Raw genomic sequence first — 17,300 nt, forward strand, 5'->3', positions numbered from 1 at the left:
CTGTGCGAACTGTTGGAAGTTTGATCGAAAATTAGGTAATGGTGATTAATCAAGACCATACACAAACAAAAAGACGGTAACAAACTTAAGTCGATGGGCGATATATTATTTCAAATTTAGTGGTTAACTGCAGTTAACCACTAATTGATGAATGTAACTTACAGAAATTATCTACAGCGGAATAACGAGAACTGGTTGGGCGATATCGTCGAGTAAACTACGAGTCACTGAGGTATTAAGCCAGCGTCCAAGTGAAGAAAGATGGCGATGAGAAATAATTAATAATTCGCAGTTATATTTTTCCATTTTTTTGGGGATGGTATCGATAGGGGTACCTGCAGCGAGTAGTCCTTGGGCTTTAAACCCCATGCTATTTAAGGCGCTGGTGACCTCTTTTAATTGTTTTTGTGCCAAAGCTTCTTCTTTTTGCGCGGCAGGGTATTCATCCCACTCATCGCTATCTTTACTTAACCCAGTGCGGCTTAGTGCAAAGGTATTATCGACAACAGTCAATACAATCACATTGCTGACACAGCCAGTCATACGCTGCATAAAACTAAGTGCATTACTGCTATTCTCAAAGCTGTCGACGGCTAACAACACATTATTAATCATGATTAGTTCCTGATAGGCGAACTAAATAGCGCCTTTAAAGTTAGCTCCCCTTTTTTCCAATACTTTTTGTAAAATGGAAAGGTTTTTGGGGATCATACGTTGATCGATAAATGAAAAATAACCCACCATTCGGTGGGCAAAGTCGCTGTGTTTTGCGTGGCTACCCAGTTGTCTGGGAGTGTGGCTTACAGTGGAGTGAAATCTTGCCCAATGGCTTAGTAGCTGATAAGTTTTTAACAAAACCAGTGTGATCACAGTTTTGTTCATCAGCGGCTCCCATCGAGTGTATTAATGGTGACATCTGCAGACATACCCACACGCAGCGCATTCATCATCTGGGCATGCTCGGTGTTGCTATCAAAAACAATTTTTACAGGTATGCGCTGTACAATTTTAGTAAAATTACCCGTCGCATTTTCCGGGGCAACGGGTGAGAAACTTACGCCAGACGCGGGAGCAATACTATCGACATAGCCTTTTAATATTTGCCCTGGGAAGGTGTCGATACTAATATCAACGACTTGGCCATGAGTAATATTTTCCAATTGAGTTTCTTGATAATTCGCGATGATGTAGAGCTTATTTTGGGGAACAATAGCCATTAAAGCATCGCCTGGCTTAACAAACTCACCGACGCGCAAACTTTTTTTACCAATTACCCCACCAATTGGGGCAGTAATGCGGGTGTAAGAGAGGTTAAGTTCAGCCATTGCTTTTTTGGCTTGAGCTAATGTCAATTCAGCATTGCTATCAGCCTGTTTGGCTTCTAAAACTTGCAACATATTTTTGGCTGCTTTTAATGATGCTTCGGCTTGTGCAACACTTGCCGTCATGGTTTGCACTCGTGTAGTTGCTTGTTGTGCCGCTTGTTGTGAGCCTGCGCCAGTATTTGCCATTTTGTGGTAGCGAGTTTTTTCTTGGTACGCAAATTGGAGTTCTGCTTTTGCAGATTGCAGTTGGGCTTCTGCCGCAGCGATTAAGGCCTGTTGACGCGTTAAATTGGCTTTTGCATCATCTTGCCGTGCGCGAGCAGATTGCTCTTGTGCAGCAGCCTGAGAAAGTGCAACTGTAAATTCTCTGGGATCAATGACTGCTAATAATTCACCTTCTTTAACCCATTGGTTATCTTGCACAAGGACTTCGGTCACCACACCTGAAATCTGTGGTGATATACGTGAAATATCCGCTCGGATATAAGCATCATTGGTGTTTTGAGCATTTTTTTTAATGGCGAATTTATTAATTAATAATCCTCCCATCAAAACAACAATAGCGATGATAGCCAGAGCGACATTTTTATTAATTTTTAATTTGATCTTACTCATTCTAATTTCCTGATAATCAATAACTAAGCTGCGGCAACAGACCGCGGTGGGTAAATACGAGTTGGCATCACTAAAATCAGCCCAGTTAATAACAGTGCTAAACCAGAAACCAACAGATATAGGTCAGAGCTAGCTAAAACATGTCCTTGGCTTGAAGCGAGCTGTGTGAGCTCACCGATAGTATTCGTCGCCGTATCGCGATAAGTACTGCCGTAGCTGTCAGCAATGACGCCCGAATGAAAATCACCTCGCTGGCGGCTTAATAGGGCAATTGCTCCCCCGGCAGCCGTTGCTGCAAATCCTTTAACCGCATTAAACCAAGCAGCAGCAAATGGACCATCAGTGGGCAGTAATCCGCCCGTTGCCATCATCAATAGCGGAATAACGGCCATGGGTTGTGCAACAGCTTGTAAGAGAGAAATCATTCTAAAATTGTCACCATTCCAATCTGGGGTCAGTTGTGATGCGAGGACACAAGCGGCTGCCATCAAAAGTAAGCTAATGGCGAGCACCCAACGGCAATCAACTTTAGGGGTATTACAAATAATGGCTATGATAGGGAGCGTGATGAGTTGTGGGAGTGATACCCATAGCATCATGTCGGAGGTTTGTTCTAAGCGATACCCTTGAATAGACGATAAATAGCCAGAGGTAATATTCACCAAAGAAACCATAATCAACAGCACACCACCAAGGGTGATTAATGAGAACGATAGATTCCGTTTGCTAAGTAACTGCAAGTTGAAGAAGGGTAATGGGTGGTACCATTCGTTTATCAAAAACAGAGCTAATAAACCAAGTCCACCAATCAATAAAACATAAATTAGTGATGAATTTAGCCAATCAAGGCGTTCTCCTTGAGAAATACCTACGGTGAGCATAGCAAGTGCACTTCCCCCCAGAAGTAAACCTCGCCAGTTAAACTGTTTCAGTCGTTCTAAGCGTAAAGGGTCTTGTGGCAAACCAAAGCCAATGCAGATGGTGGCTATCGCCATTAGTGGTAAGTTCCAATAAAAATACCCACTCCACCCCCAGTGGAAGGCAAACGCGGCCGCAGTGGCACCAAAAGTAGCACTCCATGCAGAAACCCAGCCATAAGCTCCTAAACCTAATACTTTAATCAGTGGAGGCATAAAACGCAGCACTACCGTCATTAACATCGGTGGGAGAGCTCCGCCAGCAAAGCCCTGTAAACTACGTATTGTTAATAGAAGAGCATAATGATCTCCTAGCCATGGTGTAATTAATCCTCCAATCAGATAAATAGAACACATAACGAGCGCAACACGACGTAGTGAGAATGTTGGCCAAAAGCAAGGAGTAAATCCTGAACCAATTACAAAACCAGCTACATAACAGGTGATTAACCAACTGCCAGTATCAATATTTAATGCCATTGCCCCCTGAATATCGCCTAGGGCGAATTTACTGGCGTTTTCTCCCACGCCACTCGCCATTACTGCTAAAAAAATACCAAATAGACCCATCCATGTGCGGCCATTAATTTCACTCGCACTGGCTATCCATTTGTTTTTTTTAGGTTGTATGATAGACGCATCAACCATTTCAAACTCCTGCTATTTAAAAATTTGCTCTGTCATTTTTTAGCAGTAGTATCTAAACTTTATTTAATTGTTTAAAATGAAATGATGTAATTAAATTATTGCATGAAACGCAATCCACTAATGAGGAGGGCTGCAAAGGGGCGAGGAGGAAAAATGCCACAAAAAATCGACTTCAATTTGATTTATGCGTTGAATTTATTATTGGAGGAAGGAAGTGTAGGAGGAGCCGCCGAAAAAATGAACCTGAGTGCTCCTGCTATGAGCCGAATTCTAGGGCGAATTCGTGAGCAATTTAATGATCCCATTTTAGTCAGGGCAGGGCGTAAATTAGTACCAACTCCCAGAGCATTAGAATTAAAAGAACAACTTAGCCATATTATTGCTCAAGCAGAAGCGTTAATTAATCCTGATGAATTATTCAATCCAAAAACATTAGAAAGAACATTTGTTATTCGGGCGAATGATATTTTTATTGGCGCCTTAGGTGGTGGGTTGTTAGAAAAACTCAGGGAATTAGCTCCCCAAAGTAGCTTAATTTTTATCGCAGAAAGTGATACTGAAGATGATTCTTTGCGTAGCGGTAAAGTCGATTTGGTTATTGGTTCTTCTCGAGATTGGCACCCTGAAATTAAGGCTCAGAGCTTATTTACTAGTACTTTTCAGGCGTTGGTTCGCCCAGGGCATCCGATTATTGGACAAGTGACACCTGAGAGTTTAACGCATTACCCGCATATTAGCGTATCGCGGCGGGGGCGTACATTGGGACCAATTGATGACGCGTTACGTGACCTTCAATTAGAGCGTAATGTTGCGTTGACTTTGCCTAGCTTTCATTCAGCTATGATGCTAACGATGAACTCTGATTATATTTTGCCGCTCCCTCGCCATGTACTGCAAGGGGTAAAGAGTGTTAATTTGCCGTTAATTGAAATTGAACTCCCTTTGGAATTGGAATCTATATTTATCGTGCAAGCATGGCATCCAAGGTTGGATAGAGATCCTGCGCATCAATGGTTACGCCAGACAATTAAACAATTTTTTCTGGAGAAAGAGTAGCTATTCATTCTATGGTGCGGGTCTTTGCGGTTGCTTAGTTAGTAGCTGAATATTCAGAAGGGTAACTTTCAGAAAGATAGCAAAAAGCCCGCATTAAGCGGGCTTTTTAAATTTGGCTCCTCCAGCTGGACTTGAACCAGCGACATACGGATTAACAGTCCGCCGTTCTACCGACTGAACTATGGAGGAATTGCTTTGTTCCTGAGAACGAGGCGCATATTACCCATCCTGTTCACCGTTGTAAAGCATAAAAACGAAAAAAATAGCCAAGTGAGTGTTAAGTAATCGATTTGATGATTATCTACTCCAATAAGTGGTGTCGTTGTCTATAGTATGCGGCTTATAGGAGATGCAGAGGGAACTGATAATAGAGGTGAATAATTCATGAGTAGCAGAACATAACAAACAGATAGCAAAAAGCCCGCATTAAGCGGGCTTTTTTTAAATTTGGCTCCTCCAGCTGGACTTGAACCAGCGACATACGGATTAACAGTCCGCCGTTCTACCGACTGAACTATGGAGGAATTGCTTGTTCCTGAGAACGAGGCGAATATTAACGACATCATCTCAGGCTGTCAATCATAAAAACAGAAAAAATATCTAACTGCTCATTCACTGCACATTCTGACGAAGTTTTGCTCTAGTTAATTGATATTGAATTAATTTTGAGCTGCAAGTGTACCAGGTAATTGCGTAGAAACTTCAGGATAAGCAACATGATAGATATCATAAAACGATATCATTCCTTTTAATGCAATTAAACGCGATATTTCTTGCTTTATTGCAGAGCTAACATCTTGTGAATCAATGATTTTACTTATCGCATTATCAGAAACGGGTTCAGTGACAAACCATTCTCCGTTATAACAAACGCGTAAATCTAACACACCAATATCTTCAAAATGATAGACAGGTTTAATGTCAAAAAGTAGCACACTTGCTAGTATAATAAAGAGAATAGTGATACCCAGAGCCCAATAAGGGCCAAAATAAGGGGCATACCAAAGAATAATGGCTAGGGGGACATAAGCCGCAACCATGCCAACACATAAATAAGGGTGGTTGGCGAGAAACTGGCTATTAAAGTAAGGTTTCCCATCTCGGTTTTCACGTTTATTGATGGCATCCAAGTCTTCGACGAGTATTTGTTTGATAATATCCATGTGTATAACTCTCTGTCAGATATCTATACTAGGAGGGTATCACGAGCCGTTGAGATTGTTATATATCAGTTAAAAAAAATATTTACACAGATTGTCATCGTATCAGATAATTCTTACTGACATTTATTGGGTTGTTGGCTTTTTAAATTAAAGTTTTCTTTAAACTATCAACTAAATGCAGCATTTTTGTTAACGTTATAGTCGATAAAAGTGACGCAATCGAAAAAACGACATATTTTTGAAGTTTGCCCGTATAAAATAGTTGCTATTATCTTTAAGTCATGAGTTAATGAGTGTCGGCCTGTTTAGCAGTCCTATTTGATGTATGATTACTGAGTTAGTGTGTTCTAAAGAAGAAAGTTATCACAGATAGCCTTTGACCGTGACGCTGCATCTTGGTGTTTCCCTGATTAAATAGTTGACTCTGGCCCGTATATGCCAAAAGGCAAGTTTTTTTGATGTTATATAGGAAAAGTCAAATGTCCGACAAAATGAAAGGTCAAGTTAAGTGGTTCAACGAGTCTAAAGGCTTCGGTTTCATCACTCCAGCTGATGGTAGCAAAGACGTTTTCGTCCACTTCTCTGCCATTCAGGGCAATGGTTTCAAAACTCTGGCTGAAGGTCAGCAAGTTGAATTCACCATTGAAAACGGTGCAAAAGGCCCAGCAGCTGCTAACGTAACTGCTATCTAAGCTAATTGCTTAACTGATTTTCTAAAGCCCGTCATTTTTAATGACGGGCTTTTTCGTATGCGCTACATTTATGGTTAATATATTTTGTTGGAAAAGACTGTTATGAATATTAATGACCGTGTTTATGTAAAAACAGACGGGGAAGAGCGTCGTGAAGGCACTATTTTACTTATTGAGCCCTTCAATGAAGGGGTAATGTACTTAATCGCATTACCAGATTACCCGGAAGGTATTTGGTTTTTTAATGAAAAAGAGGGTGATGAAGGGATTTTTGTTACACCAATTGAAAGATAAGTTTCAAGTTAATGAACACTTTGTTCTTTACTTAATAATTTTCCCCACTTATACTCCTTCCATCTTTTACTTAGGAGATTATTACTTGGACAGTCAGAGTTGGAATAAAAACTTAATTTAATGGCAAGCCAGTAATCATCTTTTCTTTTCACTGCTTGCCACAATGGCGGGCGGTGTCTGATGTTTCCTCATCATACTACTCCCTTATAATTGTATTTAATTAGATAGCATATTATAGCTGTATTGAGTGTGTATCATGTTGGTCTATATTTATTCTCTATTTCCTCCAGGCAATAGCTAATGGTTTTTGAGTAATTTATTTTACTCAAAATATATGGCTATATGCTTTTTATTAGGCATATAAATCATTATCCAAGTTATTTTTGGAGGGATTATCATGCTTTTTTCCCCTGATATTTTAAATTTACTGTCTGCTATGTGTTTTGGTGCATTAATCGGTGCTGAGCGCCAGTGGCGTCAACGAATGGCGGGCTTGAGAACCAATGCACTGGTTGCAACAGGTGCTGCGGTGTTTATTTTAAGTTCTGTAACAACATCTCCTGATAGCCCTGGGCGTATTGCTGCCCAAGTGGTGTCTGGAATTGGTTTCCTCGGGGCGGGTGTGATTATGCGTGAAGGCATGAACATTCGAGGTCTAAATACTGCGGCAACGCTTTGGTGTTCTGCGGGGATCGGTGTTTTATGTGGATTAGGGCAGTACTCTTTGGCATTGATGGCGACGTTATTAATTTTATGCGCCAACATTTTATTAAGAGAAGCAGCTTCACGAATTAATAAACAACCACAGCAGCAAGCGCTTGATGTAGAACAGCGCTATAAGATCCGTGTAATGTGCCATCAAACGGATGAAATTTTAGTAAGAACACTTATTTTACAAGCAATTAACGGGCTTCATATTCGATTGCAATCGTTAAGTAGTGCCGACACATTAAAGCCTGAACAGCTGGAAGTGTGTGCTGAATTCCTTGCAACACCCGCCGAGCAAAAGGAAATTGAAGCATTGGTATGCAGAATAAGTCTTGAGCAAAGTGTTAGTGCTATCAATTGGAAAGTCGCATCAGAGCTACCTGCCTGATGACTTTAAATTAACTCACTATAGGAGCTGAAATGGACGACCACCCTCCGTCATGGAGTCGTAAGCTGGAGCTATCTAACTGATAATAAACTAATTTTATTTCAGTTGGATAGCGTTAAAATCACGAGTGTTGTATTCGAGACAACGTTATGACTGAAATAAGAGAACCGCGTAAAAGCGTCAAAGCGGCTGCACGCCAAAAATATATTGTTGGCGAACAAGCGAGTAAAAATATTGAGCAAGTGCTCAATGAATATCAAACAAATCTATTAGGCTTATCTGAGAATGAGGCGATGGACCGCCTAGTGACTGAAGGTGAGAATGAAGTTGCTCATGAAAAAGCCCCTCCAGCATGGAAGCAACTACTCACTTCCTTTAAAAATCCATTTATATTCGTACTGATTATATTAGCAGTTGTTAGTTTTTTTACGGATTATGTTATTCCCGAACGTCAAGGTGAAGAAACAGACTTAACCGGGGTGATTATTATTGTCACTATGGTTTTACTGAGTGGATTTTTGCGTTTTTGGCAAGAATATCGTACCAATAAAGCTGCGGAAGCATTGAAATCTTTAGTTCGAACGACAGCTACGGTATTTCGTCGCGACAATAAAACGGGACGTTCAGTTCGAAAAGAGGTGCCGATTAAATGCTTAGTACCTGGGGATATTGTGTTGTTATCCGCAGGAGATATGGTTCCTGCTGATTTAAAGCTAGTCGAATCAAGAGATTTGTTTATCAGCCAAGCGATTCTAACAGGGGAGTCTATACCCGTTGAAAAATATGACACATTGGGTGACGTTTCAGCCAAAAGTTTAGATCCCGTATCGCCAACAGAAAATGAATTATTAGAGATTTCAAATATTTGTTTAATGGGAACCAATGTTACCAGCGGTACAGCACGTGGAATTGTGGTGGCAACCGGCGGAAAAACCTATTTAGGCTCGTTGGCTAAATCCATTGTGGGGAGCCGTGCGCAAACATCATTTGATCGTGGTGTGAATAGCGTAAGTTGGTTATTGATTCGTTTTATGTTAGTCATGGTACCAATTGTCTTACTTATCAATGGGTTTACAAAAGGTGATTGGTTCGAAGCAACATTATTCTCACTGGCGGTTGCTGTGGGGTTAACGCCCGAAATGTTACCGATGATTGTTAGCTCCAATTTAGCCAAAGGTGCAATTGCCATGTCAAAACACAAGGTGATTGTCAAAAGATTAAATGCTATCCAAAACTTTGGTGCAATGGATGTGCTGTGTACCGATAAAACGGGAACTTTAACGCAAGATCGTATTATTTTAGAACATTATTTAGACAGTAATGGGCAGAAAAATAGTAAAATCTTGCAACTGGCTTGGCTAAATAGCTTCCATCAAAGTGGCGCTAAGAACATGATGGATCAGGCAATTATTCGTCGTGGTAGAGGGAACAGTGAAGTTGAGAAGCTAAAAGGATTTCAAAAAATTGATGAATTACCCTTTGATTTTATTCGGCGTAAATTGTCAGTGACAGTACGAACACCAGAAGGCGAAGCCCTACTTATTTGTAAAGGCGCCGCTGAGGAAATGTTAGCTGTTTGCCAAAGCTATCAACAAGATGGTGAGCTTCATTTACTTGATAACGAAGCAAGAGCAACAATTACTGAGCTAGTGAGTGACTATAACAGACAAGGATTTCGTGTATTACTACTCGCAACTCGCCGTTTGAATGATGCTGAAGCCCGCTTACCACTTTCAACTCAAGCTGAGCATCAGTTAGAACTACAAGGCATTTTAACTTTTCTTGACCCAGCAAAAGAAAGCGCAATTTCAGCCATTGCAGCGCTACGTGAAAATGGTGTTACGGTGAAGGTGTTGACGGGTGATAATGCGATTATTACCGAAAAAATTTGTCGTGATGTTGGTCTAAATATCAGTGAAATCATGACTGGTCTGGAAATTGAGGCTTTGACGGACGAAGAGCTCGGTCAGAAAGTTGAGCAGGTTTCAGTTTTTTGTAAATTAACACCTTTGCAAAAATCCCGTATTTTAAAGCGGTTACAAGCAAATGGGCATACAGTTGGCTTTCTTGGTGATGGGATTAACGATGCACCGGCATTACGTGATGCTGATGTGGGAATTTCAGTTGATACAGGGACGGACATTGCTAAGGAATCTGCGGATATTATCTTACTTGAAAAAGATTTAATGGTATTAGAGCAGGGGGTGATTAAAGGACGTGAAACTTTCGGCAATATTATTAAATACTTAAATATGACAGCGAGCTCTAACTTCGGTAACGTATTTTCTGTATTAATTGCCAGTGCATTTATTCCCTTCCTACCGATGTTAGCCATTCATTTGCTCGTTCAAAACTTGCTGTATGATATTTCCCAGCTTGCATTACCCTGGGATAAAATGGATAAAGAGTTTTTAAAACGACCTCGTAAATGGGATGCAAAAAATATTGGCCGCTTTATGCTTTGGATTGGGCCAACGTCATCTATTTTTGATATCACGACTTTTGCGCTAATGTGGTACGTGTTCCAAGCAAATAGTGTTGCTCATGAAGCGTTGTTCCAATCCGGTTGGTTTGTGGAAGGATTACTCTCTCAGACGCTAGTTGTTCATATGTTAAGAACACAAAAAATACCCTTTATACAAAGCACAGCTGCGCTACCTGTTATGTTAACGACAGGGTTAATTATGGCTCTCGGGCTATATATTCCATTTTCTTCATTTGGTGAAATGATAGGATTACAACCGTTGCCAATAGAATATTTCCCATGGCTAGCTCTGACATTAGTGAGCTATTGTGTTGTCGCTCAACTGATGAAGCAGTTTTATATTAAACGTTTTGGCACATGGCTATAATATATTGTTAAGTCAGGAAAAAGAAAAACCAAGGATGGTTCTTCTTTTCTGTGCGCAATAAAAAGAGCCACCAGTGTGGCTCTTGTTGATCTACAGAATAAAGAAGAATAGGGCTTATTGCAGGCCTAAAGCAGCTTTCATCTGTTTCATTGCATCAATACCTTGTTGGCAAGCTTTATCTTGCTGATCCTTAGGCAGTGCAGCAACTTGTTTTTTACCTTCTTCCAGCTGACCTTTCATTGCATCTAACTGAGTTTTTGCTTGCGGGTTTTCTGAAGCTTTAGCAATTAAGCTATCAACTTCAGCGAAGTAAGCGTTACAAGTTTCAGTTGCACCAGCAACTTCGCCTTTTTTCTCTTCTTCCGAACAAGCAGTGATTGTCAGTGCCAATAAACCCATACCACAAGCTAAAATCAACTTTTTCATAATCAACCTTATTAAAATTATTTATTTATATAGCAAATTGAGTATATAAGAGATGTTTTTAATATCAAACGTGACAAATCCTAAAATAATATCTTAGCTAATTAATTAAGTTTCAATTTAATTAGGCTATCATATTTCATTTCAGGATGTTTACATTACATAATTTTGTAACTATAACTAAATTGTTTTTTATCATGTTGTTATGGGATGCCTTTGACTATTTTACGCTTATCTAGGGTGATTAATAGACGGATGAAGTGATTGAAGCTTGAGATAAGAAGTTAAAGGTTTATTAGGAGAAGGAAAAATGGTTGTCTAATTTTAATAAACATATTTTTTGACGATAATTATGTTTCAACTCGCAAGATAGAATAATGCGTTATGCGTGAATTTACCTATATAAGATTTTGAAATATTGTTATAACATTTTTTATACACAATTAAAATTATTAAAAAATCGTTTATTTGTAACAAAATATTTACGGTTGAATGATAAATTTTTACCATGAAATATTTATAGAATTAATGGCTGTTCATTTAAGATGCAATTATAGATGTGAAAAGTGAGCTACTTCACAAATTTAAGAAGAAAACCTTTGTATCAGTATAAGTTTGATTTTTAAATTAAATTTTCTTTGTACGAAGATGAAATTATCAGGTAAAGTCTTTGTTTTTAAGCGAACTAATAAGTAAATATCGCTTAACTTATGGTTAATGATAGGTGTACAGGGTTAACGACAATTAAGTTAATTTTGTTGACGCTAACTCAAATTCATACCAAAATTGATTCACCGTAGAAATTCGCCAAAGAGCGAGAGACGGGTTAGAATGTTTTTAACAAAGGGCGATACCTTTTCTTACTGTACATTTTTAGAATGATTAGTTCTCTAAAGGTAAAGTAAGAATATATGATATGGGTTCACCATATCGCAATGCAACATAGCAAATAATATATTAATGCTATGGGCATACAATGTATGTAACCTGATTTATTTGGTTACAATTTTATATTTAGACTTACACACAGGGCTTTACCATTATGTCTGCTTCTATTGTAAAGAAACGGCCTCTGAGTCGTTACATCAAAGATTTTAAACACAGCCAAACTCATTGTGCACATTGTCACAAGACCCTTGATCGCATCTCTTTAGTTTTCAACGATGACATCTTAAATAAAGAAGCTATCGCTGATATGACTGAATTGGTTGATGAAGGTACCTGGGGGGAGCTGCAAGATAAATTTACTGCACTTTGTCGTTTTTGTAGTGAAATTTATTGCAATAGTAATACTGATTATTTTGATATTATGTCATTTAAACAGTATTTATTCTTACAGACTGAGATGAGCCATAGTACTGTTCGTGAATATGTTGTTCGTTTACGACGTTTAGATGAGCTGTTATCTTCTTCTAATTTTTCTATGAAAGAATTTACTGCAAGTAAAGTTCAAGAAGAGTTAAGTGAAAAAATGACAGACTCTGCATTTAGCAATTACAATATTGCATTACGTAAATATGAACAATATTTATTCTGGGAATCTGAAAAGTGCAATAATTAGAATGACATACTGAAAATAAGCATCGTTATTTTCATTGTTGTTTTTAAACAATGGTGTCCTCGTGGGCACCTTTTATGTTTCTAGCAGTAAATATATGAGATAGCACTTATCTGATAGGAACCGCGACTGTTATTCTTATGAGATAAGTGTATTTTTAAATAAACACATTGTGATGTATGGCCTGATCCTCATAAACTGCGAGGTCAGGCCTTTTGTTTATTACCCGATCGTCATTAAGCTAGCATTACCACCTGCAGCCGCGGTATTGACACTCAATGAGCGCTCATGAAGTAAGCGTTCAGTCAGCAGATTAGTTTCACCTCGTTCAAAGCCTTGTACTGAAATAATAGGCCCTTTACGTTGTGCAACCGCTGCACAAACCTCTTTTAACTGATCGCTGTCACCATGGTAAATAACCCCTTCGATTGGCTCTTTAGATTCTATCCAGTTTTTAGTTAGCGATATGGTTTTTCTCACTTTTTCAGGTAGTGACTTAAATAGCTTCTGATGAAGTTCGCTATCTGGCCATAACACCTGACAACCCGCAGAAAGCACCGCTGTTAACTGAGTTAAACAATCTTGTTCATTATCGCTAAGGCATAAAATCAAACCACGTGGGCGCAAGGTATAGGTATTCCTTTCTCCCGTTGGACCGGGCAACACACGAGTGGTTCCTGTCTGACTATGGCGTGTAAATAGCTCAATAACGGAGGGGGGAATAACCGAATTTTGTTTTTCAGACCATTGAGTAAGTGCTTCAAATGGCTCGAGTAATACGGTTCGGGCACTGGCATCCATCGGTAAATGGCTATCTTGTCTCTCTAAAGTGTTTGAAACCGCGTTATCTGGGCGTTCGCTTAATAAACGATAGAGGTATAGTGGCCCGCCTGCTTTAGGCCCAGTTCCAGATAAACCTTCACCACCAAAAGGTTGCACACCAACAACGGCACCAACCATATTTCGGTTTACGTACAGATTACCTACTTTAGCTTTTGAAACAACTTGGTTGATAGTTTCATCGATACGAGTGTGAACACCAAGTGTCAGCCCATAACCCGCAGCGTTAATTTGTTCAACGAGTGCTTCTAGCTCATCTCGTTTAAAACGTACAACGTGCAGAACAGGGCCAAAAATCTCTTTTTTCAGCTCACTAACATCATCAAGTTCTATCAATGTCGGCTTAACATAGGTTCCTTCCATTTGTTCTTGTTGATCATCATGATTTTCAAATGCGGCTTGGAAGACGACTTTCCCTTTGCTGCGCATTTTTTGAATATGTTGATCGATATTTTCTTTTGCTTCACGGTCAATCACCGGGCCAATATCAGTTGATAAATGTTCTGGATTCCCCATGCGGCACTCTTCCATTGCGCCTTTTAACATACGAATTGTTCTATCTGCGACATCTTCTTGGATACATAGAATGCGCAGTGCTGAACAACGCTGACCTGCGCTATCGAATGCAGATGCGACAACATCAGTGACAACCTGTTCTGTTAATGCAGAAGAATCAACGATCATTGCATTTAATCCGCCCGTTTCTGCAATCAGCGGGGTTGGTCGGCCCTGTGCATCTAAGCGTCCAGCGATATTACGTTGAAGTAATCCTGCAACTTCAGTTGACCCCGTAAACATGACTCCACGAACACGGCTATCACCAACGAGTTGGGCACCAATCGTTTCACCTTTACCCGGTAAAAATTGCAGTACATCGCGTGGAATACCCGCTTGATGCAAAATGGAAACCGCAATAGCACCGATTAATGGTGTTTGTTCTGCCGGCTTCGCGAGTACGGTATTTCCTGCCGCGAGAGCAGCTGCAATTTGGCCTGAAAATATTGCTAACGGGAAGTTCCATGGACTAATACAGACCACAGGCCCTAAAGGACGGTGCGTATTGTTATCAAAATCATTCTTGACTTGAGTTGCATAGTAATTAAGAAAATCTACCGCTTCTCTAACTTCCGCAATTGCATTGTTGTAGGTCTTACCCGCTTCACGAACTAAAATATCTAATAGTGGCTGTAACTGTTGCTCCATAAGGTCAGCGGCTCGTAATAAGATAGCTGCTCGTTCAGAAGGCGGAGTTGCGAACCAGATAGTACCCGCATCGTTAGCGGTATTTAATGCATGTTCAGCTTCTTGCTCTGTTGTTTCACGAACATGGCCAACAATATCTTTATTACAGGCAGGGTTTATAATTGGTGTTGCTTCAGGTAACGTTTGCGAAGCTTGGAAATTGCCCCCTAACAGCGGTTCTGCTATTTTTTGCTGCATACCCGCACTCAGTAGGGCACTTGATAAAGAAGCGAGTCGATGTTCGTTTGATAGGTCAAGCCCCATCGAATTTACTCGTTCTTGGCCGTATAAATCACGTGGTAACGGAATTTTTGGATGCGGTAAGCCAATTTGACCTTCAGTTTTAGACAGTTCTAAGACATCTTTAACTGGGTCAGCAACTAATTCATCTAGCGGAATAGTGGCATCAGCAATACGGTTTACAAATGAAGTATTTGCACCATTTTCTAATAATCGACGCACCAGATAGGCAAGTAGTGTTTCGTGAGTACCGACAGGTGCATAAATACGGCAAGGGCGGTTTAGTTTGCCATCAGCGACTTTACCAACCACCTGTTCATAAAGTGGTTCACCCATTCCATGTAGACATTGGAATTCATATTGGCCTGGGTAGTAGTTTTTACCTGCAATTTGGTAGATAGCAGAGAGAGTATGTGCGTTGTGCGTTGCAAACTGCGGGTAAATTAAATTGGGAACCGACAACAGTTTTCGTGCACAGGCAATGTAAGAAACGTCAGTATACACCTTACGCGTATAAACTGGGTAACCTTCTAGCCCATCCATTTGCGCGCGCTTGATTTCACTGTCCCAATAAGCCCCTTTTACCAGACGGATCATTAAACGACGTTGGCTGCGTTCAGCTAAATTTATGATTGAGTCAATCACAAATGGGCAGCGTTTTTGATAGGCCTGGATAACAAAGCCAATCCCATTCCACCCCGCGAGTTGTGGTTCAAAACAGAGTTTTTCTAGTAAATCTAAAGAGATTTCTAAGCGGTCGGCTTCTTCTGCGTCAATATTAATCCCTATATCGTATTGATGCGCTTGTAATACTAGGGATAACAGGCGTGGATAAAGCTCTTCCATTACGCGAGAGTATTGTGCACGGCTATAACGTGGATGTAATGCTGATAGCTTAATTGAAATACCAGGGCCTTCATAAATACCGCGGCCATTTGATGCTTTACCAATCGCGTGGATAGCTTGTTGGTAAGACACCATGTAATCTTGTGCATCTTTTTCCGTTAATGCGGCTTCGCCCAGCATGTCGTAGGAATAGCGGAAGCCTTTATCTTCGAGTTTTCGTGCGTTAGCGAGCGCTTGGGAAATAGTTTCGCCAGTAACAAATTGCTCTCCCATAAGGCGCATCGCCATATCAACGCCTTTGCGTACCAGCGGTTCACCACTTTTACTAATGATGCGATTAAGTGAGGTTGAGAGTTTAGCTTCATTATGCGTAGAAACTAGCTTACCCGTAAATAGCAGACCCCAAGTCGCAGCATTGACAAACATTGAGCTACTTTGGCCAAGGTGTGATTGCCAATTCCCATTGCTAATTTTATCGCGGATGAGCGCATCTCGAGTTGCTTTATCAGGAATGCGCAGTAAGGCCTCTGCGAGACACATTAATGCGACACCTTCTTGAGATGAAAGTGAAAATTCTTGGAGTAGACCTTGAACTAAACCTGAGCGGCCGATGCCATTTTTTTGATTGCGTAGTTTTTCAGCTATTGAATAAGCTAATTTATGAGCGGCTTCAGCTTGTTCTGTAGGGAGCTGTGCTTGCTGTAACAACATTGGCACGGCTTGTGTTTCAGGAATTCGGTAAGCAGAAGTAATTGCAGAGCGTTTTACAGATTGTGGTAAAATGTGCTCTGCGAAATCTAAGAATGGTTGATAGTTAGATTCAACGGTGGTGTCTTCATCAGAAGTTTGATTTTCTTTTACATCGATACCCGGTGAGAGCTCTGGAAAGGCTTGGCCATTATCGAGTTGTTCTAGGTAATTATAAATAGCTTGTTTGATAAGCCAATGTGATGTGCGGTCAAGACGCTGAGCGGCATTTTTAATGCGTTCACGAGTTGCTTCATCAAGTCTCACACCCATAGTTGTAGTGCTACTCATCTTAATTCCTCTAGGTCACGAGTCATTTTAATCAAAAAGTTACACCACATTATCTTAATGTTGCAACTTTGTGCAACATTGTTACGTGTGATTTCTGAAAGAAATGTGAAACATATCGAGTTTTTTGAGTTCTAATAATTTCAATTAAATTGGTATTCATTTATTTATTATATTTTACATGTAGTTATATTTATCATCTTTAGATGAGGCGATTAAACATCTGATTGTGAATTTAAGTTTAAATTTTAACATTTGTGATATGGATTCTATTTATGCAATAAAAAATAGTTAATTTCTTGTTAATTTAATACGACTCTGTCTAGGATGTGGCAGTTAAGATATTAAGTTAGTGCAACACAAACAATCACAACCTATTTGGTGTTTGCGCAGATAAATTAAATATGTGCAATAAAGTGCAACACCATGAAGTTACAAGTTATCAGCGGTCACTTATA

The 17,300-nt window shown here is 39.9% G+C and carries 13 protein-coding genes and 2 tRNA genes; 6 read left to right on the plus strand and 9 right to left on the minus strand.

Annotated elements, in window-relative coordinates; translation table 11 throughout:
• Positions 1-171: 171 nt before the first annotated feature.
• The 4 genes from PR725_RS16745 to PR725_RS16760 are packed head-to-tail and all read right to left on the minus strand — an operon-like array spanning position 172 to position 3,505.
• On the minus strand, positions 172-615 hold the full coding sequence (locus tag PR725_RS16745) for a universal stress protein (protein WP_109911092.1): 444 nt from the start codon (positions 613-615) through the stop codon (positions 172-174).
• A gap of 21 nt (positions 616-636) precedes the next feature.
• Positions 637-882, minus strand: coding sequence for a hypothetical protein (locus PR725_RS16750; RefSeq protein ID WP_147318170.1), 246 nt, complete (start codon positions 880-882; stop codon positions 637-639).
• Complete coding sequence (locus tag PR725_RS16755) at positions 882-1,940, minus strand: HlyD family secretion protein (RefSeq protein WP_109911093.1); 1,059 nt, start codon at positions 1,938-1,940, stop codon at positions 882-884. The genes PR725_RS16750 and PR725_RS16755 overlap by 1 nt, the downstream gene beginning before the upstream one ends.
• Before the next feature lie 23 nt (positions 1,941-1,963).
• Positions 1,964-3,505, minus strand: a complete 1,542-nt coding sequence (locus PR725_RS16760) for an MFS transporter (RefSeq protein ID WP_272569883.1) — start codon at positions 3,503-3,505, stop codon at positions 1,964-1,966.
• 153 nt (positions 3,506-3,658) lie between these two features.
• On the opposite strand from PR725_RS16760, the gene PR725_RS16765 reads away from it, so the two are divergent.
• Positions 3,659-4,561 (plus strand): LysR family transcriptional regulator, encoded by a 903-nt coding sequence (locus PR725_RS16765; RefSeq protein WP_109911095.1) that lies wholly within the window; start codon positions 3,659-3,661, stop codon positions 4,559-4,561.
• Positions 4,562-4,674: 113 nt separating this feature from the next.
• On the opposite strand, the gene PR725_RS16770 is transcribed toward PR725_RS16765, so the two are convergent.
• The 3 genes from PR725_RS16770 to PR725_RS16780 all read right to left on the minus strand — a co-directional run bounded on the left by PR725_RS16770 (position 4,675) and on the right by PR725_RS16780 (position 5,724).
• Positions 4,675-4,750: transfer RNA gene (locus tag PR725_RS16770), tRNA-Asn, on the minus strand.
• 259 nt (positions 4,751-5,009) lie between these two features.
• Positions 5,010-5,085, minus strand: a tRNA-Asn gene (locus PR725_RS16775).
• A 135-nt stretch (positions 5,086-5,220) separates the two neighbouring features.
• Positions 5,221-5,724 (minus strand): YlaC family protein, encoded by a 504-nt coding sequence (locus PR725_RS16780; protein WP_004909795.1) that lies wholly within the window; start codon positions 5,722-5,724, stop codon positions 5,221-5,223.
• A gap of 479 nt (positions 5,725-6,203) precedes the next feature.
• On the opposite strand from PR725_RS16780, the gene cspE reads away from it, so the two are divergent.
• The 4 genes from cspE (at position 6,204) to mgtA (ending at position 10,658) form a co-directional block, all read left to right on the plus strand.
• Complete coding sequence (gene cspE, locus PR725_RS16785) at positions 6,204-6,416, plus strand: transcription antiterminator/RNA stability regulator CspE (protein ID WP_004909801.1); 213 nt, start codon at positions 6,204-6,206, stop codon at positions 6,414-6,416.
• A gap of 102 nt (positions 6,417-6,518) precedes the next feature.
• On the plus strand, positions 6,519-6,710 hold the full coding sequence (gene dsrB, locus PR725_RS16790; protein ID WP_004255792.1) for a protein DsrB: 192 nt from the start codon (positions 6,519-6,521) through the stop codon (positions 6,708-6,710).
• A gap of 397 nt (positions 6,711-7,107) precedes the next feature.
• A complete protein-coding gene (locus PR725_RS16795; RefSeq protein WP_004255789.1) occupies positions 7,108-7,806 on the plus strand; it encodes an MgtC family protein in 699 nt (232 codons plus the stop codon).
• A gap of 149 nt (positions 7,807-7,955) precedes the next feature.
• The gene (gene mgtA, locus PR725_RS16800) at positions 7,956-10,658 is read left to right on the plus strand and encodes a magnesium-translocating P-type ATPase (RefSeq protein ID WP_196718660.1); all 2,703 of its coding nucleotides are present in this window, start codon (positions 7,956-7,958) and stop codon (positions 10,656-10,658) included.
• Between the two features lie 114 nt (positions 10,659-10,772).
• On the opposite strand, the gene PR725_RS16805 is transcribed toward mgtA, so the two are convergent.
• Positions 10,773-11,084 (minus strand): DUF5339 domain-containing protein, encoded by a 312-nt coding sequence (locus PR725_RS16805; RefSeq protein WP_004909809.1) that lies wholly within the window; start codon positions 11,082-11,084, stop codon positions 10,773-10,775.
• Positions 11,085-12,123: 1,039 nt separating this feature from the next.
• Here PR725_RS16805 and fliZ point away from each other — a divergent pair.
• Complete coding sequence (fliZ, locus tag PR725_RS16810) at positions 12,124-12,642, plus strand: flagella biosynthesis regulatory protein FliZ (RefSeq protein WP_004255757.1); 519 nt, start codon at positions 12,124-12,126, stop codon at positions 12,640-12,642.
• 219 nt (positions 12,643-12,861) lie between these two features.
• Here the strand turns inward: fliZ and putA are convergent, their stop codons facing one another.
• Positions 12,862-16,845: a trifunctional transcriptional regulator/proline dehydrogenase/L-glutamate gamma-semialdehyde dehydrogenase gene (gene putA, locus PR725_RS16815; protein WP_110731843.1), complete on the minus strand. Its 3,984-nt coding sequence runs from the start codon at positions 16,843-16,845 to the stop codon at positions 12,862-12,864.
• Positions 16,846-17,300: the final 455 nt, after the last annotated feature.

The organism is Providencia sp. PROV255 (assembly GCF_028478065.1).
Classification (GTDB): Bacteria; Pseudomonadota; Gammaproteobacteria; order Enterobacterales; family Enterobacteriaceae; genus Providencia; species Providencia rettgeri.

Excerpts from the sequence above, each read along its gene's own strand:
- PR725_RS16745 (WP_109911092.1), bottom strand. The coding sequence starts at position 615 with ATGATTAATAATGTGTTGTTAGCCGTCGACAGCTTTGAGAATAGCAGT.
- PR725_RS16750 (WP_147318170.1), bottom strand. The coding sequence starts at position 882 with ATGAACAAAACTGTGATCACACTGGTTTTGTTAAAAACTTATCAGCTA.
- PR725_RS16755 (WP_109911093.1), bottom strand. The coding sequence starts at position 1,940 with ATGAGTAAGATCAAATTAAAAATTAATAAAAATGTCGCTCTGGCTATC.
- PR725_RS16760 (WP_272569883.1), bottom strand. The coding sequence starts at position 3,505 with ATGGTTGATGCGTCTATCATACAACCTAAAAAAAACAAATGGATAGCC.
- PR725_RS16765 (WP_109911095.1), top strand. The coding sequence starts at position 3,659 with ATGCCACAAAAAATCGACTTCAATTTGATTTATGCGTTGAATTTATTA.
- PR725_RS16780 (WP_004909795.1), bottom strand. The coding sequence starts at position 5,724 with ATGGATATTATCAAACAAATACTCGTCGAAGACTTGGATGCCATCAAT.
- cspE (WP_004909801.1), top strand. The coding sequence starts at position 6,204 with ATGTCCGACAAAATGAAAGGTCAAGTTAAGTGGTTCAACGAGTCTAAA.
- dsrB (WP_004255792.1), top strand. The coding sequence starts at position 6,519 with ATGAATATTAATGACCGTGTTTATGTAAAAACAGACGGGGAAGAGCGT.
- PR725_RS16795 (WP_004255789.1), top strand. The coding sequence starts at position 7,108 with ATGCTTTTTTCCCCTGATATTTTAAATTTACTGTCTGCTATGTGTTTT.
- mgtA (WP_196718660.1), top strand. The coding sequence starts at position 7,956 with ATGACTGAAATAAGAGAACCGCGTAAAAGCGTCAAAGCGGCTGCACGC.
- PR725_RS16805 (WP_004909809.1), bottom strand. The coding sequence starts at position 11,084 with ATGAAAAAGTTGATTTTAGCTTGTGGTATGGGTTTATTGGCACTGACA.
- fliZ (WP_004255757.1), top strand. The coding sequence starts at position 12,124 with ATGTCTGCTTCTATTGTAAAGAAACGGCCTCTGAGTCGTTACATCAAA.
- putA (WP_110731843.1), bottom strand. The coding sequence starts at position 16,845 with ATGAGTAGCACTACAACTATGGGTGTGAGACTTGATGAAGCAACTCGT.